This is a genomic window from Pseudomonas sp. A0308 (assembly GCF_044218815.1).
GTDB lineage: Bacteria > Pseudomonadota > Gammaproteobacteria > Pseudomonadales > Pseudomonadaceae > Aquipseudomonas > Aquipseudomonas iridis.
Window position 1 is genome coordinate 2,652,610 of sequence record NZ_CP162581.1, and the last position, 25,736, is coordinate 2,678,345.

Below are 25,736 nucleotides of genomic sequence, written 5' to 3' on the forward strand. Positions count from 1 at the left end.
CGAAATGGAAAGTTTATTGCTTGACCATGGAGCGCTACCTGTGCGGGACATGGCATTTTGCACGACAGGTCGGTTGGAGCAGTGATTGCGCGAGGCCAGTAATTACGGCCCTTAGCGGGGTCTTTCCAGAGTTTAATCACAGACTTATCCACAGGCTTGCACCCATCAAAAGTGCGGCGATGCAGCCCCCACAAAAAGGTTGACAAAGACGTCTGCCACTCCAGCAAAAACACCTGATCAAAAAACAACCACACGCCTGAAAGCCACGGTTTTAAAGGGATTCAGCCAGCTACTCCCACGTTATTCACAGCCAGCTCCACAGCAAACGGGGACAAGTCAAAACTGTGGAAAAACAGCCATTTGCAGCGTCTATATGTCGCGCTTTGGCAGGTAGCGGAATTTGTTTTCCACAATTCTGGAAATTACACAATTCACCCGTGGGAGCGAGCCTGCTCGCGAAGTCGATGGCACGCCCAGATAATCAGGTGACTGATACACCGCATTCGCGAGCAGGCTCGCTCCCACAGGGGGTTGTGTTGAATTTGAGGGATAAAAAAGCCCCGAGGCTCGCGCGTCGGGGCTTGTGCATAACGATGTAACTCAGTGCCCGCCCAGATAGGCGTTACGCACCTCCTCGTTCACCAGCAACTCCTTACCGGTACCCGTCAGGCGAATCTCGCCGTTGACCATCACGTACGCCCGATCCGACAGTTTCAACGCATGGTTGGCGTTCTGCTCGACGAGGAAAATCGTCATGCCGGTTTTGGCCAGTTCCCGCAGGGTCGCGAAGATCTGCTTCACAACAATCGGTGCCAGACCCAGGCTCGGTTCATCGAGCAGCAACAACTTCGGTCGGCTCATCAATGCGCGAGCAATGGCGAGCATCTGTTGTTCACCGCCGGACATGGTCATCGCCCGCTGCGTGCGCCGCTCTTCAAGCCGTGGGAACAACTCGAACATGCGCTGCATATCCTCTTTGGCATACTTGTCGCCAATCGGGATGGTGCCCATCAACAGGTTTTCCTCGACGGTCATGTCAGGGAACACCCGCCGTCCTTCCGGCGACTGCGCAATGCCGTTGGACGCGATGTAGTGCGATGACTTTTGGGTAATGTCGACGCCTTGATAAATGATCTGCCCGTTCGCCGCACGGGGCTGGCCGAAGATCGACATCAGCAATGTTGATTTACCCGCTCCATTGGAGCCGATCAGGCTGACGGTTTCCCCTTCATTGATCTGCAACGAAACGCCTTTGAGTGCCTGGATCGGGCCGTAGAACACGTCCAGGTTTTTCAGTTCGAGGATCGGTTGGCTCATACCAGCTCCTCTTCGTCGGCGCCCAGGTAGGCGGCAATCACTTTCGGGTCGTTACGGATAGCTTCAGGTCCGCCTTCAGCGATAACGATGCCGTGGTCCAGCACCACGATGTGGTCGGAAATGCTCATTACCATGCCCATGTCGTGTTCGATCAGCACCACGGTCAGATCATGCTCGTCGCGCAGCAGCCGGATCATTGCGCTCAGCGCTTCGGTTTCCTGAGGGTTGAGGCCGGCGGCCGGTTCGTCGAGGCAGATGATCTGCGGCCGCGTGCACATGGCCCGGGCGATCTCCAGACGGCGTTGCTGGCCGTACGAGAGCTCACCGGCGAGACGGTTGGCGCAGTCGACCAGATCGACCACTTCCAGCCAGTAGAACGCACAATCCAGCGCGTCGCTTTCGGCTTTGCGATAGCCCTTGGTGTTAAGGATGCCGGCGAGCATGTTGCGGTTGACCCACATGTGCTGGGCCACCAGCAGGTTTTCCAGCACGGACATTTCCTTGAACAGACGAATGTTCTGGAAGGTACGAGCCAGGCCTGCGCGGTTCACCAGATGGGTGCCGCCAAACATCTTGTAGTACATCCGGCTGAGAAAGCTTTTCGGCGAAACGAAGTCGGTCGGTTTGAACGACTCACCCAATAGCTGAATGACGTTGGTCTGCTGCCCGCGCACGTTGAGTTCGATCTTGCCGCCGGACGCCTTGTAGAAACCGGTCAGGCAGTTGAACACCGTGGTCTTGCCGGCACCGTTGGGGCCGATCAGGGCGAAGATCGAGTTGCGTTTGACCTTCAGGCTGACATCGCTCAACGCCTTGATGCCACCGAAATGCATCATCAGTTTTTCAACAGAGAGTACGACTTCACTCATGGCGCAGTCCTCTCGTAGTGAATGGCACCTTTGCGTGGTTTGACCCCGGTACGGCTGATGCGAATCAACCCGCGTGGTCGCCAGATCATCATCAACACCATCAGAATGCCGAACAGCAGCACGCGATACTCAGCAAACCCGCGCAGCAGCTCCGGGGCGACGGTAAGCACAAACGCTGCAATCACCACACCGATGGTCGAGCCCATGCCGCCGAGCACGACGATGGCGAGGATCAGGGCCGATTCGAAGAAAGTAAACGAGGTCGGGTTGACGAAGCCCTGATAAGTCGCGAAGAACACACCCGCCAGACCCGCCGTCGACGCGCCGATGGTGAAGGCCGATAGCTTGACCAGTACGTGGTTGAGGCCCATCGAGCGGCAGGCGATTTCATCTTCACGCAGGGCTTCCCAAGCGCGACCGACCGGCATCTTCACCAGTCGATGTTTGATGTACAGCACGGCCAGCACCACGAGGAACAGCACCGCGTAGATGAAGTAGTACTTCACGTCCGGGTTGTAAGCGATGCCAAAAAACTCATGAAACGGCACCCCGCCATCCTTCGCGCGCTTGCCGAACTCCAGACCGAAGAACGTCGGCAGCGGCGCCGCCATGCCGTTCGGGCCGCCGGTCAGGGACAGCCAGTTGTTGAGGACCAGACGAATGATCTCACCGAAGCCCAAGGTCACGATCGCCAGATAGTCGCCATGCAGGCGCAGCACCGGGAAACCGAGGATGCAGCCGGCAAGCCCCGCGGTGATCGCCGCCAGCGGCAGCACCGTCCAGAAACCCAGCCCCAGATATTGATAACCGAGCGCCAGACCGTAGGCACCGATGGCGTAGAACGCCACGTAACCGAGGTCGAGCAATCCGGCCAGGCCAACCACAATGTTCAGCCCAAGCCCCAACAGCACGTAGATCAACCCGAGGATGACCACGCCCAGCAGGTACGAGTTGGAGAAGAACGGCACGGCCACTGCCAGCAGAACCACCAGCGGGATAATCCAGCGCAGGCTTGATTTGTGATCGGCGGGCAATACATGCACACCCGACCCGGCGCTCTCGAATCCGTCGAGAATCTTCAGGCCCTTGGGCGTTTGCAGAAACAGGCTCAGGGCAAAGCGGCCGGCCATGACGATGGCAATGATCCAGGCCACGCGGGTCATTTCAAGGTTGAAGCTGTAACCGTCGAGTACGACACCGACAATTGGCCCGAAAACAATCAAGGCAATCAGGCCGGCCAGAATCGCCTCAACCAGGCTTTTTTTGACATCAATGGATTTTTTAGTGGTTGAAGACATCGCTTACACCTTCGACACAAGAGGACGGCCCAACAGGCCCTGCGGCCGGAAGACCAGAACAAGTACGAGCAGCGAGAAGCTGAACACGTCTTTGTAGTCGGAGTTGACCAGGCCGGAGAACAGCGACTCGGAGATGCCGAGGATGATCCCGCCCAACATGGCGCCGGGCAGCGAGCCGATCCCGCCGAGTACCGCTGCGGTGAACGCCTTGATGCCGATGATGAAGCCGGCGTAGAAGTCGAAGGTGCCGTAGTTCATGGTGATCAGCACACCAGCGAGTGCCGCCATGGCTGCACCGATGATGAACACGTAGGAAATCACCCGATCGGTGTTGATCCCCAGGATCGAGGCCATCTTGCGGTCTTGCTGAGTGGCGCGGCACATGCGGCCGAGCTTGGTGTACTTGATGATGTAGGTCAGCAGCCCCATGCCGACGAACGCGGCCACCAGAATGAATACTTTGGTGTAGGTCAGTTGTACGAAGCCGGTACCGACTTCAACCCGCCATGCACCGGTCAGCAGCGTCGGAACGCCCTGTTGTTTGGCGCCTTGGGCGATCTGTGCGTAGTTTTGCAGGATCAGCGAAATACCGATGGCGCTGATCAGCGGCGCCAGCCGTGTGGAGTTACGCAGGGGTTTGTAGGCAACACGCTCGATGACCCAGCCATACACCGCCGTGACAACGATGGTGAAGATCAGGGTGCCGAGCATCAGCAGAGGGAAAGATTCGATACCGAAGTACGCCAGCAGAGCCAGACTGATTGCCGCCAGGTAAGCAGAAATCATGTAAACCTCGCCGTGGGCGAAGTTGATCATGCCGATGATGCCGTAGACCATTGTGTAGCCGATGGCGATCAGGCCATAGACCGACCCGAGGGTCAGGCCGTTGACCAGTTGCTGCAGGAAAATACCATCCATAACGCAATCTCACGCAGTGAGAACCTGCACATCGTCGATGTGCGGTCCTTCTAGGAAAAATACAGAATTACGTCGGAGCAATGTCAGCCACGATCCGCCCGTCCCACACCGTTCCTGTGGGAGCGAGCCTGCTCGCGAATGCGGTCGATCATTCAACACATGTGTTGGCAGTCATTCCGTCTTCGCGAGCAGGCTCGCTCCCACATTGGATTGGTGGGATTCAGGCAATCACGTCAGCCCTTACTTCTGTTTTTCCAGCTGGTGGTATTTGCCGTCCTTGTCCCACTGGTAAACCACGTAGTCGGAGACTTTCAGGTCGCCCTTGGAGTCCCAGGCTTTCTCGCCCATGACGGTTTTCACCGGGTTTTTCTTCAGCCAGGCAGCAGCTTCTTCGCCCTTGTTGGACTTGGCGCCGTTGAAAGCGGCGGCCAGGGTCTGAACCGAAGCGTAGGCATACAGGGTGTAGCCTTCAGGCTCGGTACCAGCCTTGCGGAAGGCATCTACCACAGCCTTGCTGTCGGGAAGCATGCGAGGGTCGGCGCCGAAGGTCATCAGCACGCCATCGACGAATTGCGGGCCGCCAGCGGTGGTCACCAGTTCGTCGGTAACGATGCCGTCATCGGACATGAACTTGACGTCTTTGAGGCCTTGCTCACGCAGTTGACGAACCAGTGGGCCGGCTTCCGGGTGCAGACCACCGAAGTAGACAACGTCGGCGCCAGCGCCGCGGATTTTGGTGACGATGGTGCTGAAGTCTTTTTCACCACGGGTCAGGCCTTCGTACAGCACCGGGGTCACGCCGCGCTTGACCAGCTGGGCCTTGGTGGCATCGGCCAGGCCCTGACCGTAGGTGTCTTTGTCGTGCAGCACGACGACTTTCTTGCCCTTGAGCACGTCGACGATGTAATCGCCGGCAACGATGCCTTGCTGGTCGTCACGGCCGCACATACGGAACATGGCGCTCAGGCCGCGCTCGGTCACTTGCGGGTTGGTGGAACCCGGGGTGATCGCGATGATGCCCGCTTCGTCATAGATTTCCGACGCTGGGATGGTCGAAGAGGAGCAGAAGTGACCGACCACACCGGCGACTTTCTGGTTGGTGAGGTCCTTGGCGACCGTCACGGCCTGCTTCGGTTCGCAGGCGTCATCGCCCTTGACCAGTACGATTTTCTCCCCGTTGACGCCGCCTGCTGCGTTGACCGCATCAGCCGCTGCCTGTGCCCCCTTCATGTACTGCTCGCCAAATGCCGCGTTGGCGCCAGTCATTGGTCCCGCTACACCGATTTTCACATCAGCTTGAGCAAACGCAGAAACACCCAACGCAGTAGCTACTGCGAGGGCCAGAAAGCCTTTCTTGTAAAACGTCTGGGACATGAGGTGGTGCTCCAAGGTTTTTTTTAGTTGGCACTGCGACTTCACTTCTCCTGATGCTCAGAGCAAGGGCCGTGCCATCGGTTTTTTATTCTTCAAAAAGTCGCTGCTTTCTTGTTATTTCGACTGTTTCGTTCCCATTTTCATTGGGCGTGCAACCGTCTAAACCGCGGAAGGTGAAACCATTTATTTCTTCAGGCGCAACCCGCTCGCGCCATCATTGCAACCGCGGCACCAATCGACGTGCAACCAGCCTGTAACAGCCCGCGTCACCGAACTGCACACTGCTGGTGCGGGACTGCTACAACCCGCACCATTACAGGCTAGTCGCTAAGCGAAAAAGCGCCGCTCCACGCAACATATTTCAACAATCAGATGACGATGCGCAGGCACTGGCCCGCGTGATACAGCGAAAACCCGGCCTCATAGAGACAACTGCGCAACCCCACGCCTGCCAGCGGCTGCATCGGTGCAAAGGGAATTGGCAGGGCCTGAGGATTGCCATTACACAAGTAATCGGCGAAGGCCTTGCCCACCACGGTGCCGGTCGTCACGCCACGGCCGTTATAACCGGTGACGGCGACCAGACCGGGCGCCGGTTCGAACAGGCGCATCAAGTGATCGGGCGTGAACGCAATACGCCCTGTCCAGGTGCATTCCCATTCGACAGGTTTCAGATTGGGGAAATAATGCTGTTGCACCCGATCGGCCCAGGCCTTGAGAAACCAGGCCGGTTTCTGATTGCCGTTGCCGAGACTGCCGAGCAACAACCGCCCTTCTTTGTCGCGGCGAATGCTGCTCAACACTTGCCGCGTGTCCCACGACCCCTGACCGCCCGGCAGAATGTCCTGCGCGGCATCTTCGGTCAGTGGCACTGAGGCGACCTGATAGTAGTAACCGGGGAAGAAGTTGCGCTTGAGTTCGGTCCAGTCGCCTTCGGTATAGGCGTTGGAGGCGATCACCACTTGCTCGGCCAGCACCGAACCGTGCTCGGTCTGCACTGACCATTGTTGCCCCACGCGCTCAAGTCGAGTGACCGGAGAATGATCAAACATCTGCCCACCGAGGCTGATCACGGCATTCGCCAGACCGGTGACATAGGCCATCGGGTTGAGCGTGCCGGCGCGACGATCAAGCAGGGCGGCGGCGATTTTCTGCGTACCGGTGGCTTGCTCACAGGCCTTGCCGGTCAGCAATTCGACCGGTGCGCCGCGGCGTTTCCATTGTTGCTCACGACTGCGCAGATCCGCCTCGCCCTTGGCGTTGTGCGCCATGTGCAATGTGCCTTCGCGGCGTAGCTGGCAATCGATGTTGTACTTATCCACAAGGCTGAACACCAGTGAAGGCGCTGCCCCGAGCATGCGGTTGAGCTGGCTGCCGACCGCCTCGCCGAAACCGGCTTCGATCTCGTCCGGCGGGATCCACATACCGGCGTTGACCAGCCCGACATTGCGCCCGGAGCCACCGTGACCGGCACGATGAGCTTCCAGCACGCAGACGGTTTTGCCTTTTTCCAACAGATGCACTGCCGCCGACAACCCGGTGAACCCGGCGCCGATCACGCAGACATCAACCTTGACCTCACCCTTGAGCGCCGTGTTATCGGGCCTCAGTGGCGTGAGCTTTTCCCACAGACATTCTTCGCGTAACGGCATTGCCAGACTCCAACAGAAACCTGCCAAACACACTGCTGATCCTGTGGGAGCGAGCCTGCTCGCGAAAGCGGCGTTTCAGCCAACTTTGATGTCGACTGACTCATGGTCTTCGCGAGCAGGCCCGCTCCCACAGGGAAAGAGCCGCCCTGATATCAGTCGAACGTAATGCCCTGCGCCAGCGGCAACTCCAGCGAGTAGTTCACGGTGTTGGTCTGGCGGCGCATGTACCCGCGCCAGGCATCGGAGCCCGACTCACGACCGCCACCGGTCTCCTTCTCGCCACCAAACGCGCCGCCGATTTCCGCGCCGCTCGGGCCGATATTGACGTTGGCGATGCCACAGTCGCTGCCGACCGCCGACATGAACCGTTCAGCCTCGCGCACATCCGTGGTGAAAATGCACGATGACAGGCCTTGCGGCACAGCGTTGTTCAGGCGCAGCGCTTCCTCGAAATCGCTATAGCCGACCACGTACAGGATCGGCGCGAAGGTCTCGCTGCAGACCACGTCGCTCTGCTCCGGCATTTCAACAATCGCTGGCGAGACGTAGTAAGCATTGGGGAATTGATCCTGCAATTGACGCTTGCCGCCGAACACCCGGCCGCCCTCGCTCAAAGCCTGTTCCAGCGCATCCTGCATGTTTTCGAAGCTGTGTTTATCGATCAGCGGGCCGATCAGATTGCCTTCCAGCGGATGGCCGATACGCACTTTCGCGTACGCAGCCTTGAGGCGAGTGACGATTTCTTCCTTCACCGACTCGTGGGCAATCAAGCGACGCAGCGTGGTGCAACGCTGGCCAGCAGTGCCGACCGCGCTGAACAGGATTGCGCGCACGGCCATGTCGAGGTCGGCACTCGGACCGAGGATCATCGCGTTGTTGCCGCCCAGTTCGAGAATGCTGCGCGCGAAACGCGCGGCGACTTTCGGCGCCACTTCGCGGCCCATGCGGGTGCTGCCGGTCGCACTGATCAGCGCCACTCGCGGGTCATCGACCAGCGCCTCACCGGCGTCACGGCCACCGATGATCACTTGGCAGAGACTCGCCGGAGCATCGCTGAAATTCTTCACCACGCGGTCAAACAGCGCCTGACAGGCCAGCGCCGTCAGCGGGGTTTTCTCCGAGGGTTTCCACACCACCGGGTTGCCGCAGACCAGCGCCAGCGTGGTGTTCCACGCCCACACCGCAACCGGGAAGTTAAAGGCGCTGATGACGCCGACCACGCCCAGTGGATGCCAGGTTTCACGCATGTGGTGGCCCGGACGCTCGGAGGCGATGGTCAAGCCGTACAGTTGGCGGGACAGACCGACGGCGAAGTCGCAGATGTCGATCATCTCCTGCACTTCACCCAAGCCTTCCTGAGTGATCTTGCCCGCCTCCCACGAGACCAGTTCGCCGAGATCGGCTTTGTACTCGCGCAACACTTCGCCGAATTGGCGCACCAGTTCGCCGCGGCGCGGGGCCGGCACCTTGCGCCACGCTTCGAACGCATGATCTGCGCGACTGATGTGCTGCTCGACTTCGGCCGGGCCTTCCCAGTTGACGGCGGCAATGCGGCTGCCGTCGATCGGCGAATGCACCGGCACTTTGCCGTTCTGATAAAGGGCCGGGTTCACACCAAGACGATCAAGCAATGCGGCAACCATGGGTCACTCCTCAAGCAAAAAACTGAATGTGTGCGGTCGGTTTTTCACGACCGGGCAGGCCTTTAGTTGTAGCGTCAGTACGGCGAGGCAACAAACGACCTTTACGCGAGATATCATTCCGTTTATTCATGCTGCGCATAGAAAGACAAGAAAAGGATCGGCCATGCTGAACAAACGCCACTTGCCTTCGATCACCGCATTGCAGTGCTTTGAGGCCGTGACCCGGCACCTGAGTTTCACCCGGGCCGCCGAGGAACTGAACCTCACCCAAAGCGCCGTCAGCAAACAGGTCGCGCAGCTAGAGGAATTGTTGCAGCACTTGTTGTTCCGCCGGATACGTCGGCGTTTGCAGATGACCCCGGCCGGGGATTTGTACCTGGTGGAAGTCAGAAAAATCCTCACGCAGGTAGAGATGTCGACCCACTACCTGCGTTCCTACGGCGGTGAAACCGAAGTCCTGCGCGTCTCCACGCCGTCGACCTTCGGCGCCCGCTGGCTGGTACCCCGCCTGAAAGGCTGGCGCTTGCGCCATCCGTCGATCCATCTGGACCTGTGCAACGAGCAGGAGGCCGACGATTTGCTGCAAGGGCGCAGCGATCTGGCGTTCTATTTCGGCCAAGGCTCACGCCCGGGGACTGAATGCCTGAAGCTGTTCGGCGAAGAGCTTGTGCCGGTGTGCGCGCCCGGCAGCTTGCCCGACCAGCCTTTCACTGATCCGACGCAACTCACCGATCTGGTGCTGCTGCAGAATGCCTCGCGCCCACAGGCCTGGCACGACTGGTTCGACAGTCAGGGGCATCAGACCGAACACAGCTACCACGGCCCGCGTTTTGAAACCTTTTACATGTGCATCCGCGCCGCACAGGTCGGCTGCGGTGTAGCGCTGCTGCCACGGTTTCTGGTGGAAGAAGAGTTGGCCGACGGCAAACTGGTCATTCCCTGGCAGCATGCAATGCCCAGCACCGACGCCTATTACCTGGCCTACCCGGAACACTCTGCGGAAGTGCCCAAGGTGAGGGATTTTGTGAAGTGGATGCTGGAGCAGATCGACAGTCCCATTGCCTGATCATATTCAAACTGTGGGAGCGAGCCTGCTCGCGAAAAGGCCGTCACATTCAATATCAATGTCGATTGCCATGACGCTTTCGCGAGCAGACTCGCTCCCACAGAGATTGATGTTGTCTAAAAAAGCGCTGGCAATCCCCACCGCTGATATGCGCCACTAGCGCCATTGTTCGAGACCGCGCTACGGCGCGGCGCACCTGGAGACCCCGTTATGAGCGAGAGTGTGTTTGCCGATCGCATCGTGCAGAACCTGCTCGACACCGACTTCTACAAGCTGACGATGATGCAGGCGGTGCTGCACAACTACCCCAACGTCGAAGTCGAATGGGAGTTTCGTTGCCGTAACAGTGAGGACTTGCGTCCGTATCTGGCCGAGATCCGCTTTCAGATCGAGCGTTTGGCCGAACTGAGTCTGAGCGCCGATCAACTGAGTTTTCTGGAGCGCATCAGCTTCCTGAAACCGGACTTCCTGCGCTTCCTCGGCTTGTTCCGCTTCAATCTGCGCTACCTGCACACCGGCATCGAAAACGGCGAACTGTTTATCCGCCTGCGCGGACCGTGGCTGCATGTGATCCTCTACGAAGTGCCGCTGCTGGCCATCGTCAGCGAAGTGCGCAACCGTTATCGCTACCGCGAGACTGTGCTCGAACAGGCGCGTGAACAGCTCTATCGTAAGTTCGACTGGCTCACCGCCAATGCTTCGGCCGATGAACTATCGCAATTGCAGGTTGCCGATTTCGGCACCCGTCGCCGGTTTTCCTACCGGGTACAGGAAGAAGTGGTGAACGTGCTCAAGCACGATTTCCCCGGCCGATTCGTCGGCACCAGCAATGTGCACCTGTCGCGCGAGCTGGACATGAAACCGCTGGGCACCATGGCCCACGAGTGGATCATGGCGCACCAGCAACTCGGTCCGCGGCTGATCGACAGCCAGATCGCCGCCCTCGATTGCTGGGTCCGCGAGTACCGGGGGTTGCTGGGGATCGCCCTCACCGATTGCATCACCACCGATGCTTTCCTTGGTGATTTCGACTTGTTCTTTGCCAAGCTTTTCGACGGTTTGCGCCACGATTCCGGGGACCCTGTGGCCTGGGGCGAAAAATGCATCGCCCACTATCACAAGCTCGGCATCGACCCGATGAGCAAGACGCTGGTGTTCTCCGACAGCCTGACCTTGCCCCGGTCGCTGGAGATATTCCGCGCACTGCACGAGCGGATCAACGTGAGCTTCGGCATCGGTACCAACCTGACCTGTGACATTCCGGGTGTCGAACCGATGAGCATCGTGCTTAAAATGACCGCCTGCAACGGCCAACCGGTGGCAAAGATCTCCGACGAGCCAGGCAAGACCCACTGCAAAGATCCGAATTTTGTCGCCTATTTGCGACACGTTTTCCAGGTTCCTGCCGATTCCAGTCTATCTAGCAAGGAGTGAATTCATGCAAGCCGTACAGCGTGAGATTGCTGAACAGCTCAAGGTGCAACCGCCGTTCGCCGACCACCAGGCCCTGCAAGCCGAAATCGCCCGGCGCATTACCTTCATTCAGGATTGCCTGGTCAACTCCGGGCTCAAGGCGCTGGTGCTGGGCATAAGCGGCGGCGTCGACTCGCTGACAGCCGGGCTGCTGGCCCAGCGCGCGATGCGCGAATTGCGCGAACGTAGCGGCGACAATGCGTACAAGTTCATCGCCGTACGCCTGCCGTATGAAACACAGTTCGACGAGCACGACGCGCAGGCCTCGGTGGATTTCATCGATCCAGACGAACGCCACACCGTCAACATCGGCCCAGCGGTAAAAGCGCTGGCCAGTGAAGTCGCGGCGTTCGAAGGCAAGCACGCGGTGTCGGTGGATTTTGTGCTCGGTAACACCAAGGCGCGGATGCGCATGGTTGCGCAGTACACGATTGCTGGCGCGGCGGGTGGTCTGGTGATCGGTACCGACCATGCAGCGGAAGCGGTGATGGGGTTTTTCACCAAGTTCGGCGACGGTGCCTGCGACCTCGCCCCGCTCAGCGGTCTGGTGAAAAACCAGATACGGGCGATCGCCCGCAGCTTCGGCGCGCCGGAGTCGCTGGTCGAGAAAGTCCCGACGGCGGACCTCGAGGACCTGTCGCCGGGCAAACCGGACGAAGCGTCCCACGGCGTGACCTACACCGAGATCGATGCGTTCCTGCACGGTGAGCCGCTGCGTGAAGAGGCGTTCAAGATCATTGTTGATACGTACAACAAGACCCATCACAAACGCGTGATGCCGTTCGCGCCGTAATCCGCGAACGAATGAAAAAGCCCGCTGGGGAGTGATCCTCAGCGGGCTTTTCTTTGGCCAGATTATCTGTCGATGCATCTGGCCCTTTCGCGAGCAGGCTCGCTCCCACAGTTGATCGCGGTCGAATGTGGGAGCGGGCCTGCCCGCGAAGAACGATGACGCGGTGAACCTGATTACTTCAGGGTCACAGTGCCTTTCATCATCGAGATGTGGCCAGGGAACGAGCAGAAGAAGCCGTATTTTTCACTGGCATTGAGCTTCGACACATCGAAGGTCACCGAGTCGGTTTCCTTGGCGCCGATGATTTTGGTGTGAGCGATGACGCGAGCATCACCGTCCTTCAGGTAGTTCTTGTCGATACCGGCAGCCAAGCCATCGGTGGCGATCGGCTGCATGTCAGCTTCTTTGCTGATCACCAGGTTATGGCCCATGACGTTCTTCGGCAGGCTGCCGGAGTGGGTCAGTTCGATGGTGAAGGTCTTGCAGCTCTTGTCGATTTCAATGGCCTTGGTGTTGAAGGACATCTGGTCGGTGGAGTCAACGGTGGTTTTGCACTCGGCAGCCATCAATTGGCTGCTGGCCAGCGCCAGCAGGGATACCGCAACAACTTTGGAAAACATGGTGAATCTCCAAGGCAGGGTTAACAAAAACACTAATGGTTGAAAGACTGCCTGAAATCTTCGCAAGTTCCTATGACTTGAATCAAAAATTGTATACAACTTTCAGGCTATGACACTCATCGAAACAATCTAACGGCCAGAACATCTGGCTGAGTCCATGATCGGCGCATCTCACTGAAACGGAGCGTCTGTCATGATCTTTAACGGCCTGTTGTGCAGCTTGCTCGCCGCCTATGCCTGTGGCGCCAGCGGTACCTTTGAATCGCCGGAGCGCGAACGCTAAACCTTGGATCGAGGCGTGCCAGCCAGTACCCTGTGCGACTGATTCGATACCGGAGAAAGGCATGTCTCTCACATCCGTTTGTGTATTTTGCGGTGCCAACGCCGGCACTGACCCAGCTTATACCGAAGCCGCCGTGGCCCTTGGTCGCGCATTGGCCGAGCGCAAGTTGACGTTGGTCTATGGCGGTGGCGCCGTCGGTTTGATGGGCATCGTGGCCGATGCCGCACTGGCCGCCGGTGGCGAGGTGATCGGCATCATCCCGCAGAGCCTGATGGACAAGGAAATCGGTCACAAAGGTCTGACGCGTCTGGAAGTGGTCGACGGCATGCACGCCCGCAAGGCGCGGATGGCCGAACTCAGCGACGCGTTTATCGCGCTGCCCGGTGGCCTCGGCACACTGGAAGAACTGTTCGAAGTCTGGACCTGGGGCCAGCTCGGCTACCACGGCAAGCCTTTGGGCCTGCTGGAAGTGAAGGGTTTCTACAGCAAACTTACTGCTTTTCTCGACCATATCGTCGGCGAAGGCTTCGTTCGCGAGCCACACCGTGACATGCTGCAAGTGAGCGAATCGCCGCAAACGCTGCTCGACGCCCTGGATAACTGGAAGCCGACCGTCACGCCAAAGTGGGTCGACCAAAAACCCGGCTAACCGCCGGGCACCGATACAGGGCAGAATACGCGCCGCTCAACCTCACCTTCGACCCTAGAGGATCGCCCATGGCCAAACCCAATTACTCCTTCGCCAAACGTCAACGAGACCTGGAAAAGGAAAAGAAGAAAGAGGAAAAGCTTCAGCGCAAGAAACAAGTAGCTGAAGAAGCGGCACTGAACCCTGACGGTGAAGTGGCGACGGATGATGATGTTGATGCAACCGAAGCACCGAAAGATCAGGCGCCCGACGCCTGAGCCCCACCGGGTTTGATGATCGAAATCAGGCCCCGCGGATCCGTGAAGGGGCTGGCGGTACGACCGCCGGCCCTCACAGTTCTCCCCTCCGCATCCGAACACCACACGAGAACCCGCCCCCACAGGGATTGTGTCACTCGACTGGCATCACCGTGACCTGCACTTCCGGATCATGGCTCCCCCCGCCCAGAATCACCCCGCGCAACGGCGACACATCGGAAAAATCCCGTCCCCACGCCAAAGTGATGTGCTCCAGCGCCGGCTGCACATTGTTGGTCGGATCGAAATCCACCCAGCCCAGCACCGGGCAAAACACCGATACCCAGGCATGCGACGCATCGGCGCCGATCAATCGTGGCTGCCCCGGTGGTGGCCGAGTCAACAGATAGCCGCTGATATAACGTGCCGCCAGGCCTCTTGAGCGCAAGCAGGCCAGCATCAGATGCGCGAAGTCCTGACAGACCCCACGACGGCGCTCAAGCACTTCCACCAGCGGCGTCGCCACCTGAGTGGCTTCGGCATCAAAGGTGAATTCGCTGAAAATCTTCTGCATCAGAGCCTGCACGCCCAACAGTAACGGCTGCCCGGGTGGAAAACAGCTTTGCGAGAACTCGACGAAACTGCGTTTCAAATGCACGTACGGTGACTGGAAACGATAACGGCAAGCCTCAAGCAGATCGGAGGGCAGCGGCTGGCTGCTGTAGGTCAGTGCATTACGCGTCAGCTCCCACGCCGGAGACTGGTTGAAATCGAGCGACGGTCGCGCCAGCACTTCAACGGTGAGGCGGGCGTTGACCTGCAACTCATCGTGCGGTCGCTCGAACGCCAGCCGCGTCAACGGATTGCCGAACACATCCAGCTCATCGCGCCGTGCCGATGGTTGCGGGCTGATCAGCAATTGTCGTTGCGTGCAGCGCTGCCAACTGCACTCGCGCGGCCACAGGTGCGCCAATTGCTGGGCCAGGGAAACCGGGCTGTCGTAGTGATAACAGGTGTCGTGGAAGATCTGGTAATGCGCGCTCATCAGACGGACACCGTGCGCTGGCTGACATCATCGACATGGGCGAAATGGCGCAGGGCCAGTCGATCCGAGACCTGCCCGCTGGCTTCGGCGATCTCTTGCAGCAGATCCGCCAGACCATCGAGCGCCGAGCGCACGCTGGATGCTCCGAACAATGGATTCTCCAGGCAGCCCAGATCAAATCGTGCCAGACGTTCGACCAGTTGCGACAATCCGGCCTCCCGTGGCACGCCGAAATCATCGTTCAGGCGTTTCAACGTGCGAGTCACCAGTTTCAGCTGGAACAACACCGCATGCGGGTTTTGTTCATCGAGCAGCAACAGGTCGAGCACCGGAATCAACTGCGCCACCGCCAGATAACGTGAGCGGTAAGTGATGCTGCTATTGCCCAGCTCCAGCAACCACTCAAGCCCGGCCTGATCGAACGCACCGGCGCCACGCAGAAACCCTGCCAGACTGCTGCTGAGAAATTGCAGCCGTTCGATACGCCGACCGATCATCAGGAAGCGCCAGCCTTCGTCACGGGTCATGTCGTCCAGGGCAAACCCTGACAGCGCCGCCAGCGACATCACCAGATGGTTGAGAAAATCCAGCAACTCGCCAAAATCCGGCTCGTCGGTCTCCAGCTCCAACGCTTCACGCTGCAACTCGACAAGCGCCTGCCAGTTTTCCCGGGAGAGCTTGCCGCGCACCTGCGAAGCCGCCCACTGCAAGCGTTGCAGGTTGGAGCGCAGGCTGAACGACCAGTCTTCGCCGAGCAGCGCGGCCAGCAAACGCTCCGGCAGTTCACCTTCGTCCGGCAACAGCGACAGTCGCTCGCCGAGATCAACCGCGGCTTGCAGCGCTTGCGGGTCGTCGCCGTCGACATACCGCGCGAGCATGATGCGCAGCAGCCGCGCACTGTCGTCGCAGCGCTCGCAGTAACGACCGAACCAGAACAGGTTTTCCACCACCCGCGACGGCAGATAAGGATCACGCCTGACCAGATCGTGAACGCCGACGTTGCGCTGGGTCTTCCACTGTTCGCCGCTCGGCGGACGATCGCCCAGCACCCAGGTGTCCTTGCTCGCCCCGCCGCGCTGCATCGACACCACTTCGGCATCGGCCTCGGCCGCCACTCGGGTCAGCCCGCCCGGCAGCACTCGATAGCCATCACCGCTGGCCGTCGCGTACACACGCATACCGATCGCTCGAGGTTGCAACTGGCCGTCTTCGGCTTGCCAGATTGGCGCCTGGGAGAGCTGGGCCAACTCTTGCGCAACATAGGCGTAAGGGCGCGCCTGCATGCGCTCAGCGAGGGATTGGCGCTGCTTTTCACTCAGATCGCGGCCGAATACCGGCGCGAAGCTTTGTGAAGGAAAGGCCGGTTTGATCAACAGTTCAGGCAGTTTTTCCAGCGCCTGAGCCAATACCGGCGCCTCACCACACCACCAGGTTGCAATGGAGGGCAGGATCAAGTCTTCGCCGAACAGGAATTGGTTGATCCTCGGCAGAAAACCCAGCAAACCCGGCGACTCCAACACGCCGCTGCCCAGCGCGTTGGCGACCAGCACCCGCCCCTGGCGCACCGCCTCAAGCAGACCGGGAACGCCAAGCGCCGAGTCCGTGCGCAGCTCCAGTGGATCGCAGAAGTCGTCGTCGAGCCGCCGCATGATCGCGTGCACCCGGCGCAGGCCGCTGAGGGTTTTCAGGTAGACCGTGGCATCACGCACCGTCAGATCACCGCCCTCCACCAATGGATAACCGAGCTGACGCGCCAGATAGAGGTGTTCGAAATAGCTTTCGTTGAACCGCCCCGGCGTCAGCAACACCACCAGCGGCGCCTCGTCATCAGTGGGCGCCTGTCGAGCAAGTGTTTCCTGCAACGTGCGAAAGAAGCCGGCCAGATGCTGCACCTTCAGATCACGGTACAACTCGGGGAAGGCGCGGGACACAATGGTGCGGTTTTCCAAGGCGTAACCGGCACCCGAGGGTGCCTGCGTGCGATCTGCCGTCACCCACCAGCGCCCGTCCGGCGTGCGCGCCAGATCCACGGCGTACAGATGCAGAAAAGCACCGTCCGGCGGCACAATGCCCTGACACGGCCACAGAAAATTGTTGTGACCAAATACCAGTTCCGCCGGCAGCAAGCCTTCGCTGATCAAGCGCTGAGGCCCATACAAATCGGCCAGCACGGCATTGAGCAGTCGTGCTCGCTGGGCGATCCCGGCCGACAATTGCTGCCACTCATCCGCCGCAATCACATGCGGCAGCAAATCCAGTTCCCACGGCCGATCCGCGCCTTTGGGATCGGCATAGACGTTATAGGTGACGCCGTTTTCCTGAATCTGCCGCGCGAGCAACGCCTGACGCTGCACCAGTTGCGCCGGGGTGCTGCGCTGCAGTTGGTCGAACAGCCGCTGCCAATGCGGGCGCACCGCACCGCTGGCATCCAGCAGTTCGTGATAAGTGCCCGCCGTCAGCGGGTAGCGGTCTAGCAGGTCAGGCATGGAAAGCTCGGCAGACAGCAGGGAAAGGTCAGACTAACGCAGGCACATGACGCCCGGATAGACGAAAAATCCGGGCGCTGTGTGCGATTCAGAAACGGCGTAAATCGATTGTCATCGGTAGCTCGTCGTTTATTTCCACATCGGGTATAGGAAGTTTCCCCGGGGTGTGTCCCACCCGGAAGAAACGCGCCATGCGCCGGCTCTCCGCTTCGTTGGCGTTGACCGGCAGCGATTCGTAATTGCGCCCGCCCGGATGCGCGACGTGGTACTGACAGCCGCCCACAGAGCGCGCCATCCACGTATCGAGCAGGTCGAACACCAGTGGCGCGTGCACGGGGATGGTCGGTTGCAGGCAGTTGGCCGGTTGCCAGGCGCGGTAACGCACGCCGGCGACAAACTCGCCGACTCGCCCGGTCGGATGCAATGGCACCGCGATGCCGTTGCAGGTCAGCAGGTAGCGTTGCGGTGGCAGGCCTTTGAGCTTGACCTGCAAGCGCTCCAGGGATGAATCGACGTAACGTACCGTGCCACCCGCCGTGCCCTCCTCACCCAGCACGTGCCACGGTTCAAGGGCCTGACGCAGCTCCAGTTCGATACCGTTGACCGCGTAATCGCCAACCTTGGGAAAACGAAACTCCAGATGCGCCGCGAACCACTCGGCCCGCAGCGGATAACCGGCACTGTTGAGTTCAACGAAAACGTCGGCGAAATCCTGTTCGATGAAGTGCGGCAACATGAACCGATCGTGCAGTTCGGTGCCCCAGCGCGCCAGTTTCGACGGCGCATAAGGCTCGCGCCAGAAACGTGCGACCAGCGCCCGCAACAACAATTGCTGGGCCAGGCTCATGCGCGCGTGCGGCGGCATTTCAAAGGCGCGCAGCTCCAGCAAGCCGAGGCGCCCGGTGGCGCCGTCCGGTGAATAGAGTTTGTCGATGCAGAATTCTGCGCGGTGGGTGTTGCCCGTGACGTCGATCAGCAAGTTGCGCAGCAGTCGATCGACCAGCCACGGTGCGCACGCTTCGCCCGGCTCCGGCATCTGCGCGAAGGCGATTTCCAGTTCATACAAGGCGTCGTTACGCGCCTCATCGACACGCGGTGCCTGCGAGGTCGGACCGATGAACAAGCCGGAAAACAGATAGGACAGCGACGGATGGTTGTGCCAGTAACTGATCAGGCTGCGCAGCAGATCCGGGCGGCGCAGAAACGGTGAGTCCGCCGGCGTCGCGCCACCGAGGACGAAGTGATTGCCGCCGCCGGTGCCGGTATGGCGCCCGTCGATCATGAACTTCTCAGTGGTCAGGCGGGTTTGCCGCGCCTCTTCATAAAGAAACTCGGTGCGCTCGACCAACTCGTCCCAGGTCGCCGACGGCTGCACGTTGACCTCGATCACGCCCGGGTCCGGGGTGATACGGAAGTTGCTCAGGCGCGGATCGCTGGGCGGCTCGTAGCCCTCCAGCAGCACCGGGCAGCGCAGCTCTTCAGCGGTGGCTTCGATGGCTGCGACCAACTCCAGATAATCCTCGACCCGCTCCAGCGGCGGCATGAACAGGTACAAACGGCCCTCACGGGCTTCGGCGCAGAACGCGGTGCGGGTCAGCCAATCGGCGGATTCGTCGATTTTCGGTTGGCGTTCGTCAGCCGAGGCCGGTTCGCCGTGACTGTTGAGTTGCGCAGTCTGCGGTAGCTGGGGGAAGTCCTGGTTCGGGTCCTGGGGATGGATAAACGGATACTCGGCCGCTTTTACCCAAGGTTGCGCGCCCAACGGCAAACGATAGCCCAGCGGCGAGTCGCCCGGCACCAGACGGCAATGCTCGTCGCGCAGATACCAGCGCCCGCTCTGCCATTGATCGCCCTTGGCGGTGCGCGCCAGCGGCAGCACCTGGCCGATGACCTTGTCGAGTCCCTGACTGAAGACTTTGCGCAGCCGCGCACGCTCCAGTGGTTCTTCCAGACGCGAATCTTCGGCGCTGACGTTGCTCGGCAAAGTGCCCTCACGCCACAGGTAATAGAAATTGTCCTCGTAGGCCGGGAACACAAACCGCGCAGGCAGTTTCAGGCGTTCGGCAACACTGGCCAGAAAGCGTCCGGCCAGTTCGCCATCGGCGGCGTAATCCTGCTGTTCATCGGCGATCAACGCGTTGTTGTGCCAGATCGGCACGCCGTCGCGGCGCCAATAGCAATTGAGCGACCAGCGTGGCAGCTGTTCGCCGGGATACCACTTGCCCTGGCCGAAGTGCACCAGCCCCTGGGGCGCGTAATGTTTACGCATGCGCTGGAACAGCTCGGCTGAGAGCCGACGCTTGTCTTCGCCGAGGGCGGCAGTGTTCCATTCGGCGCCGTCCGGGTCGTCGATGGAGACGAAGGTTGGCTCGCCGCCCATGGTCAGGCGTACGTCGCCCTCCAGCAGGTCGGCGTCGATCTGCCGGCCCAGCGCCTGAATCGCCAGCCACTGCTCGTCGGTGTAGGGCTTGGTGACCCGTGGCGCCTCCCAAATCCGCTCCACGGACATTTCATGGCTGAACCGGGTTTCGCAGGGCTCGACCATGCCGCTGATCGGTGCCGCCGAGGACGGATCGGGACTACAGGCCAACGGAATGTGCCCTTCACCGGCGAACAGCCCTGACGTGGCGTCGAGGCCGATCCAGCCGGCGCCCGGCAAATACACTTCGCACCAGGCATGCAGGTCGGTGAAATCGATCTCGGTGCCGGATGGTCCGTCGAGGCTTTTCACGTCGGCGGTCAGTTGAATCAGGTAACCGGAGACAAACCGCGCCGCCAGTCCGAGGTTGCGCAGCAATTGCACCAGCAGCCATGCCGAGTCGCGGCACGATCCAGAGGCGTGTTCGAGGGTGTGCTCCGGCGTTTGCACGCCCGGCTCCATGCGAATCAGGTAATTGATGTCTTCGCTCAGACGCTGATTGATCGCGACCAGAAAATCCACAGCGGGCAGCGGCGTGCGATCGATGCCGTCCAGATAGGCTTTGAACGACGGCGTCAGCGGCAGGGTTTCGAGGTAAGGCGCCAACTCCTTGCGCTCATCGGCGGCATAGGCGAAGGGGATTTTCTCGGCGTAGGGTTCGAGGAAGAAGTCGAACGGGTTGAACACCGCCATTTCCGCCAGCAGGTCGACTTCAATGCGCAGTTCGTCGGTTTTCTCCGGGAACACCAGCCGGGCGAGGTAATTGCCCTGGGGGTCCTGCTGCCAGTTGATGAAGTGCTGCTCGGGCGAGACTTTCAGCGCATACGAAAGAATCCGCGTGCGGCTGTGGGCAGCCGGGCGCAGGCGAACGATCTGCGGGCCGAGTTCGACAGCGCGGTCGTAGCGGTAATGCGTGACGTGATGCAATGCGACATGAATCGACACGGCGTGCCTCCTGCGAGCCTAAGCGTATTCGAAAGCGCGCAAGACTTATGCCATGCACAGGCTTGGGCGCTTTTGCGGAATGCTCAGGGCAGTACAGCACCAAAATCGGGCGATGCGAGGAAATGGTTTGGCGAAGTTGCGCCTAATTGTGGCGAAGATCAAAAGATCGCAGCCTGCGGCAGCTCCTACAGGGAAACGCGAATCCCACTCTAGGAGCTGCCGCAGGCTGCGATCTTTTGACTCAAAAAAAACGCCAACCCGAAGGTTGGCGTTTGCTTTAGCGTGGCACGACCGGTTTGCGTGTCGGCTTCGGTCCTTTGCCTTTGGCCGCGTCCTTGCGCTCCTTGGCAGCCTGCTGGTTGCGGGCGAACGCCGCAGCCTTGGCCTGTTCACGCTTGTCCCACGGATTGCCGCCATCACTGGCACGCGGCGGCAGGCCGGTGTGCTGAGTGAGAATCTTGGTGGTCTTCTCTTTGCCTTCCTTCGCCACTTTATGGCTGCCAGCCGGCGTCGAGTTCTTGCGACGGGCGCTCTGGTAGGTGTCGGTAGACGGCTGATGCAACGGAATCAATTGATCCTTGCCCGGCCCGATCAGATCGCTACGGCCCATGCGTTGCAGCGCTTCACGCAGCATCGGCCAGCCTTTCGGATCGTGATAACGCAGGAACGCCTTGTGCAGACGACGTTGCTCTTCGCTCTTGACGATGGTCACGCTGTCACTCTTGTAGCTGACCTTGCGCAGCGGGTTCTTGCCCGAGTGGTACATCGCGGTGGCGGTGGCCATCGGCGACGGGTAGAACGCCTGCACCTGGTCGGCACGGAAGCCATTGCCCTTGAGCCACAGGGCCAGGTTCATCATGTCTTCGTCGGTGGTGCCCGGGTGCGCGGCGATGAAGTACGGAATCAGGTACTGCTCTTTGCCTGCTTCCTTGGTGTACTTCTCGAACATGCGCTTGAACTTGTCATAGCTGCCAATGCCCGGCTTCATCATCTGGTTGAGCGGACCTTCCTCGGTGTGTTCCGGGGCGATCTTCAGATAGCCACCCACGTGGTGGGTCACCAGCTCCTTGACGTACTCCGGCGACTCGACCGCGAGGTCATAACGCAGGCCGGAAGCGATCAGGATCTTCTTCACACCCGGCAACGCGCGGGCGCTACGGTACAACTGAATCAGCGAGGAATGGTCGGTGTTCAGGTTCGGGCAGATCCCCGGAAACACGCAGGACGGCTTGCGGCACGCGGATTCGATTTCCGGCGTCTTGCAGGCGATGCGGTACATGTTCGCGGTCGGGCCGCCGAGGTCGGAAATGACGCCGGTGAAGCCTGGCACCTTGTCGCGGATCTCTTCGATTTCGCGAATGATCGACTCTTCGGAACGGTTCTGGATGATCCGGCCTTCGTGCTCGGTGATCGAGCAGAAGGTGCAGCCGCCGAAGCAGCCACGCATGATGTTCACCGAGAAACGGATCATGTCGTAGGCCGGGATTTTTTCCTTGCCGTACGCAGGATGCGGGACACGTGCGTAAGGCATGCCGAACACGTAGTCCATTTCTTCAGTGGTCATCGGAATCGGTGGCGGATTGAACCAGACGTCGACTTCGCCATGCTTCTGCACCAGCGCACGGGCGTTGCCCGGGTTGGTTTCCAAATGCAGCACGCGGTTGGCGTGGGCGTACAGCACCGCATCGCCACGCACCTTTTCCATCGACGGCAGACGGATCACGGTCTTGTCGCGGGTCATGCGCGGGCTGGCCAGAATCTGCACGACCTTGGCTTCTTCCGGATCATCGACCGGCCCCTTCTCCTGCTCGATGGCGCAGGCCTGGGTGTCCTGGGTGTTCACGTACGGGTTGATGATCTTGTCGACCTTGCCCGGACGGTCAATGCGCGTGGAATCGACTTCGTACCAGCCCGCAGGCGTGTCACGACGGATGAACGCGGTGCCGCGCACATCAGTGATGTCTTCAATCTTGTGACCGTAGGACAGACGCTGGGCGACTTCTACAATCGCCCGCTCGGCATTGCCGTACAGGAGGATGTCGGCGCAGGCGTCGATCAGGATCGAGTTACGCACGCGATCCTGCCAGTAGTCGTAGTGCGCGATGCGGCGCAGCGAAGCTTCGATGCCGCCGAGCACGATCGGCACGTTCTTGTAGGCTTCCTTGCAGCGCTGGCTGTAGACCAGACTGGCGCGATCCGGACGCTTGCCGGCCATGCCGCCCGGGGTGTAGGCGTCATCGGAACGGATTTTCTTGTCGGCGGTGTAGCGGTTGATCATCGAGTCCATGTTGCCGGCCGCGACGCCGAAGAACAGGTTCGGCTCGCCGAGCTTCATGAAGTCGTCTTTGGACTGCCAGTTCGGTTGGGCAATGATCCCGACGCGGAAGCCTTGCGACTCCAGCAGCCGGCCGATGATTGCCATGCCGAACGACGGATGATCGACGTAGGCATCTCCCGTAACAATGATGATGTCGCAGGAATCCCAGCCAAGCTGATCCATCTCCTCCCTGCTCATCGGCAGGAATGGCGCTGGCCCGAAACATTCGGCCCAATATTTTGGATAGTCAAATAACGGCTTGGCTGCTTGCATGTCGGACGACCGGTGTTGAGATGAAAAATCGCGGTCGCGGAATATAGCACAAAATTTAACCAATTCCGACGGCAATGGTCGGTTTCTCTTCATCCCTGCATCACAGAGGCCGTCGGACGCCCACTCCCCTGCCGGGGCAAGCGTACCGGCCATGCAATCACGATATTCAAGCCCTGCATTATTGCGGGGCGAACATGACAACGACTCAAGGATGAGTACTCATGATCGGCAAGACCAGCAAGGGCGCCAGCGGCGCCACCACGACAACGTTACCGAAAACCGGCGCGCCGGGACCTGATGGTCATCCGCGCATCGACGTCCCTATGGCTCATCCTGCGGTCCTGCCCCATCGACCTGCGATCACGCGCCCTGATGGCGTCGACCCTGACGCCATCAAGCCCGCGCCTAACGTGCAGGTGAGCGCCATGCAGTCGCCGCTGAACGCGATGCTGCCCCCGCTATCGCGTGGCCTGGAAGATTACCGGGTGACGCCGCCGGGTTGGGACGACTCCCTTGCCCAGGGTGCGCGCATCATCAAGGGGCGCACCTACGTCACACTGCCCGATAAACACATCGTGCAGATCGCGATGGATCCTGAAACCGGGTTCTACCGGGCCAGGCACTCAAGCGAGCGCACGCCGTCCGGGCCCCCCCTGCAACCCGACGCCGACGGCCAGTTCTGGCGCGAAGTCCCTCGCCACGAAGCATCACCGCGGCACCTGAGCGACAGTCGTCTGGAGGCCTTTCGCAGCGAGATCGATTTCACCGGCATCGCGCCCGACGCCGATGGCCTGCACCGTTTTGACGGCAGGCTTTACGCCCTGATCCGCAGCCACGGCTATCAAGTCGTGCGTGACCTTGAAGTGTCTACACCGACCACACCGGTCTGGCGCATCGTTCGCGCCCAAGACCCCGTCGCTGGCGATGCCGACAATGTCTACGTGGGCACTCGACCGGGCCGCTCGGAGCCGGTGGTTTTCGACCCTCGGCACGGCTGGATCGAAGCGGATGTGCCGGGTGTCGGTGGCCTGTACCGCGCCGAGACACCCAGACCGTGGTTCATCCCGGACTCCTACAGCGAAAGGTTGCGCGCGCTGCTGTCACCGCAGCGCCGCGTGCGCGCGCTATTCCCCTTCCTGGACGAGAACCAGATCAACGCAATGCTGCAGAACATGGGCGTGGATACGCCGACGCGTCTGGCGCAGTACGAGCGGGAACTGAGCACCTTGCAGCACCAGTTATCGTTCTGGCACCACGGCGACCAGGCTGTCGCCCGTCAACGAGTTATCGATTGCTGGAAAAAGAAGGTGATTCTGCATCTGGCCGCCGCCGGCCCGCTGCCGGGCGAAAAACTTGATCTGAGCGGTCTGGGCCTGACCAACCTGCCCTCTCTGGACGGCATCGACTTCCGTCATGTGACCGCCCTGGATCTGAGCAACAACAAATTGATTCTTGCCACGCACCTCAAGCCTTTCAAACACATCACCAGCCTCGACCTGTCGAGAAATGAACTGATCGACCTGCCCTACGACCTGCGTGAAATGCACAGTCTGACCCACCTGAACCTTGAGAAAAACCGGATTACCATCGACAAGTACAGCTCACCGCTGCCCTTGACACTGGAGGTGGTGGTGCTGAACGACAACCTGATCAAGGACAGGCTCGACCTCAGTCGCCTGCTGTTTCTGCGAAAACTCGGACTGGCGCGCACAGGGCTGAAGCATTGGCCGGAGGGTGTGAACGAGGCAGCGTTTCTTGAAATTCTCGATCTGCGGTCCAACCAACTTACCGAAATTGCCGACTCGATTATTTCGCCCCCGCAAGAACGGCTGCTGAGCTCGGGAAGGCTGAGCAACAAGATTTATGTCCGCGGCAATCCGCTCTCCACCGCCACCCTCGAGAAATTGCGCTTGTATCTGGTCCGCCTGCGCATCGCCGGCTTCACCGAAGCGCAGCCGCAGACTCTGCTGAGTGAAATCGCCGCGCCACTGCCACCTCGGCAACCGTAGGGCGCGAGGTTCCATGGCGGAACCAAACATTCACTGGACTTGCAGCAGCCC

Annotated in this window: 18 protein-coding genes; 6 read left to right on the plus strand and 12 right to left on the minus strand. The window is 60.2% G+C overall.

The features are described from left to right. Positions 1-600: 600 nt before the first annotated feature. From AB4P92_RS12315 to AB4P92_RS12345, 7 genes are all read right to left on the minus strand, one after another. The gene (locus AB4P92_RS12315; RefSeq protein ID WP_042557417.1) at positions 601-1,317 is read right to left on the minus strand and encodes an ABC transporter ATP-binding protein; all 717 of its coding nucleotides are present in this window, start codon (positions 1,315-1,317) and stop codon (positions 601-603) included. Beyond that, complete coding sequence (locus AB4P92_RS12320) at positions 1,314-2,186, minus strand: ABC transporter ATP-binding protein (protein WP_016985385.1); 873 nt, start codon at positions 2,184-2,186, stop codon at positions 1,314-1,316. Before AB4P92_RS12320 ends, AB4P92_RS12315 begins: the two co-directional genes overlap by 4 nt. Further along, the gene (gene livM / locus AB4P92_RS12325; RefSeq protein WP_047299506.1) at positions 2,183-3,484 is read right to left on the minus strand and encodes a high-affinity branched-chain amino acid ABC transporter permease LivM; all 1,302 of its coding nucleotides are present in this window, start codon (positions 3,482-3,484) and stop codon (positions 2,183-2,185) included. Before livM ends, AB4P92_RS12320 begins: the two co-directional genes overlap by 4 nt. Before the next feature lie 3 nt (positions 3,485-3,487). Next, a complete protein-coding gene (locus AB4P92_RS12330) occupies positions 3,488-4,402 on the minus strand; it encodes a branched-chain amino acid ABC transporter permease (protein WP_042557415.1) in 915 nt (304 codons plus the stop codon). A 240-nt stretch (positions 4,403-4,642) separates the two neighbouring features. Continuing rightward, positions 4,643-5,776, minus strand: a complete 1,134-nt coding sequence (locus AB4P92_RS12335) for an ABC transporter substrate-binding protein (protein ID WP_042557414.1) — start codon at positions 5,774-5,776, stop codon at positions 4,643-4,645. A gap of 368 nt (positions 5,777-6,144) precedes the next feature. Beyond that, a complete protein-coding gene (locus AB4P92_RS12340) occupies positions 6,145-7,428 on the minus strand; it encodes an FAD-binding oxidoreductase (protein WP_273876649.1) in 1,284 nt (427 codons plus the stop codon). Between the two features lie 152 nt (positions 7,429-7,580). Continuing rightward, positions 7,581-9,071, minus strand: a complete 1,491-nt coding sequence (locus AB4P92_RS12345) for an aldehyde dehydrogenase family protein (RefSeq protein ID WP_042557412.1) — start codon at positions 9,069-9,071, stop codon at positions 7,581-7,583. 163 nt (positions 9,072-9,234) lie between these two features. On the opposite strand from AB4P92_RS12345, the gene AB4P92_RS12350 reads away from it, so the two are divergent. From AB4P92_RS12350 to nadE, 3 genes are all read left to right on the plus strand, one after another. Next, positions 9,235-10,137 carry a LysR family transcriptional regulator gene (locus AB4P92_RS12350; RefSeq protein ID WP_042557411.1) on the plus strand — a complete coding sequence of 301 codons (903 nt, stop codon included), beginning with the start codon at positions 9,235-9,237 and terminating at the stop codon, positions 10,135-10,137. Positions 10,138-10,347: 210 nt separating this feature from the next. Continuing rightward, positions 10,348-11,571: a nicotinate phosphoribosyltransferase gene (gene pncB, locus AB4P92_RS12355; RefSeq protein ID WP_042557410.1), complete on the plus strand. Its 1,224-nt coding sequence runs from the start codon at positions 10,348-10,350 to the stop codon at positions 11,569-11,571. Between the two features lie 4 nt (positions 11,572-11,575). Further along, positions 11,576-12,403, plus strand: coding sequence for an ammonia-dependent NAD(+) synthetase (gene nadE / locus AB4P92_RS12360; RefSeq protein WP_395599444.1), 828 nt, complete (start codon positions 11,576-11,578; stop codon positions 12,401-12,403). A gap of 173 nt (positions 12,404-12,576) precedes the next feature. Here nadE and azu read toward each other — a convergent pair whose 3' ends face one another. Next, a complete protein-coding gene (gene azu / locus AB4P92_RS12365) occupies positions 12,577-13,023 on the minus strand; it encodes an azurin (protein WP_042557408.1) in 447 nt (148 codons plus the stop codon). Between the two features lie 344 nt (positions 13,024-13,367). Between azu and AB4P92_RS12370 the strand changes: the two genes are divergently transcribed. Together AB4P92_RS12370 and AB4P92_RS12375 are read left to right on the plus strand one after the other, a co-directional pair. Further along, positions 13,368-13,955: a TIGR00730 family Rossman fold protein gene (locus AB4P92_RS12370; protein ID WP_042557407.1), complete on the plus strand. Its 588-nt coding sequence runs from the start codon at positions 13,368-13,370 to the stop codon at positions 13,953-13,955. 68 nt (positions 13,956-14,023) lie between these two features. Beyond that, entirely contained in the window at positions 14,024-14,212 is a 189-nt protein-coding gene (locus AB4P92_RS12375; RefSeq protein ID WP_042557406.1) for a hypothetical protein, read from the plus strand. A gap of 133 nt (positions 14,213-14,345) precedes the next feature. Here the strand turns inward: AB4P92_RS12375 and AB4P92_RS12380 are convergent, their stop codons facing one another. From AB4P92_RS12380 to AB4P92_RS12395, 4 genes are all read right to left on the minus strand, one after another. Beyond that, a complete protein-coding gene (locus AB4P92_RS12380) occupies positions 14,346-15,236 on the minus strand; it encodes a transglutaminase N-terminal domain-containing protein (protein WP_395599445.1) in 891 nt (296 codons plus the stop codon). Further along, complete coding sequence (locus AB4P92_RS12385) at positions 15,236-17,722, minus strand: circularly permuted type 2 ATP-grasp protein (RefSeq protein ID WP_395599446.1); 2,487 nt, start codon at positions 17,720-17,722, stop codon at positions 15,236-15,238. Before AB4P92_RS12385 ends, AB4P92_RS12380 begins: the two co-directional genes overlap by 1 nt. 88 nt (positions 17,723-17,810) lie before the next feature. After that, on the minus strand, positions 17,811-21,086 hold the full coding sequence (locus AB4P92_RS12390; protein ID WP_395599447.1) for a DUF2126 domain-containing protein: 3,276 nt from the start codon (positions 21,084-21,086) through the stop codon (positions 17,811-17,813). Positions 21,087-21,363: 277 nt separating this feature from the next. Further along, complete coding sequence (locus tag AB4P92_RS12395; RefSeq protein WP_042557402.1) at positions 21,364-23,676, minus strand: YgiQ family radical SAM protein; 2,313 nt, start codon at positions 23,674-23,676, stop codon at positions 21,364-21,366. 221 nt (positions 23,677-23,897) lie between these two features. On the opposite strand from AB4P92_RS12395, the gene AB4P92_RS12400 reads away from it, so the two are divergent. After that, a complete protein-coding gene (locus tag AB4P92_RS12400) occupies positions 23,898-25,685 on the plus strand; it encodes a hypothetical protein (RefSeq protein WP_395599448.1) in 1,788 nt (595 codons plus the stop codon). Positions 25,686-25,736: the final 51 nt, after the last annotated feature.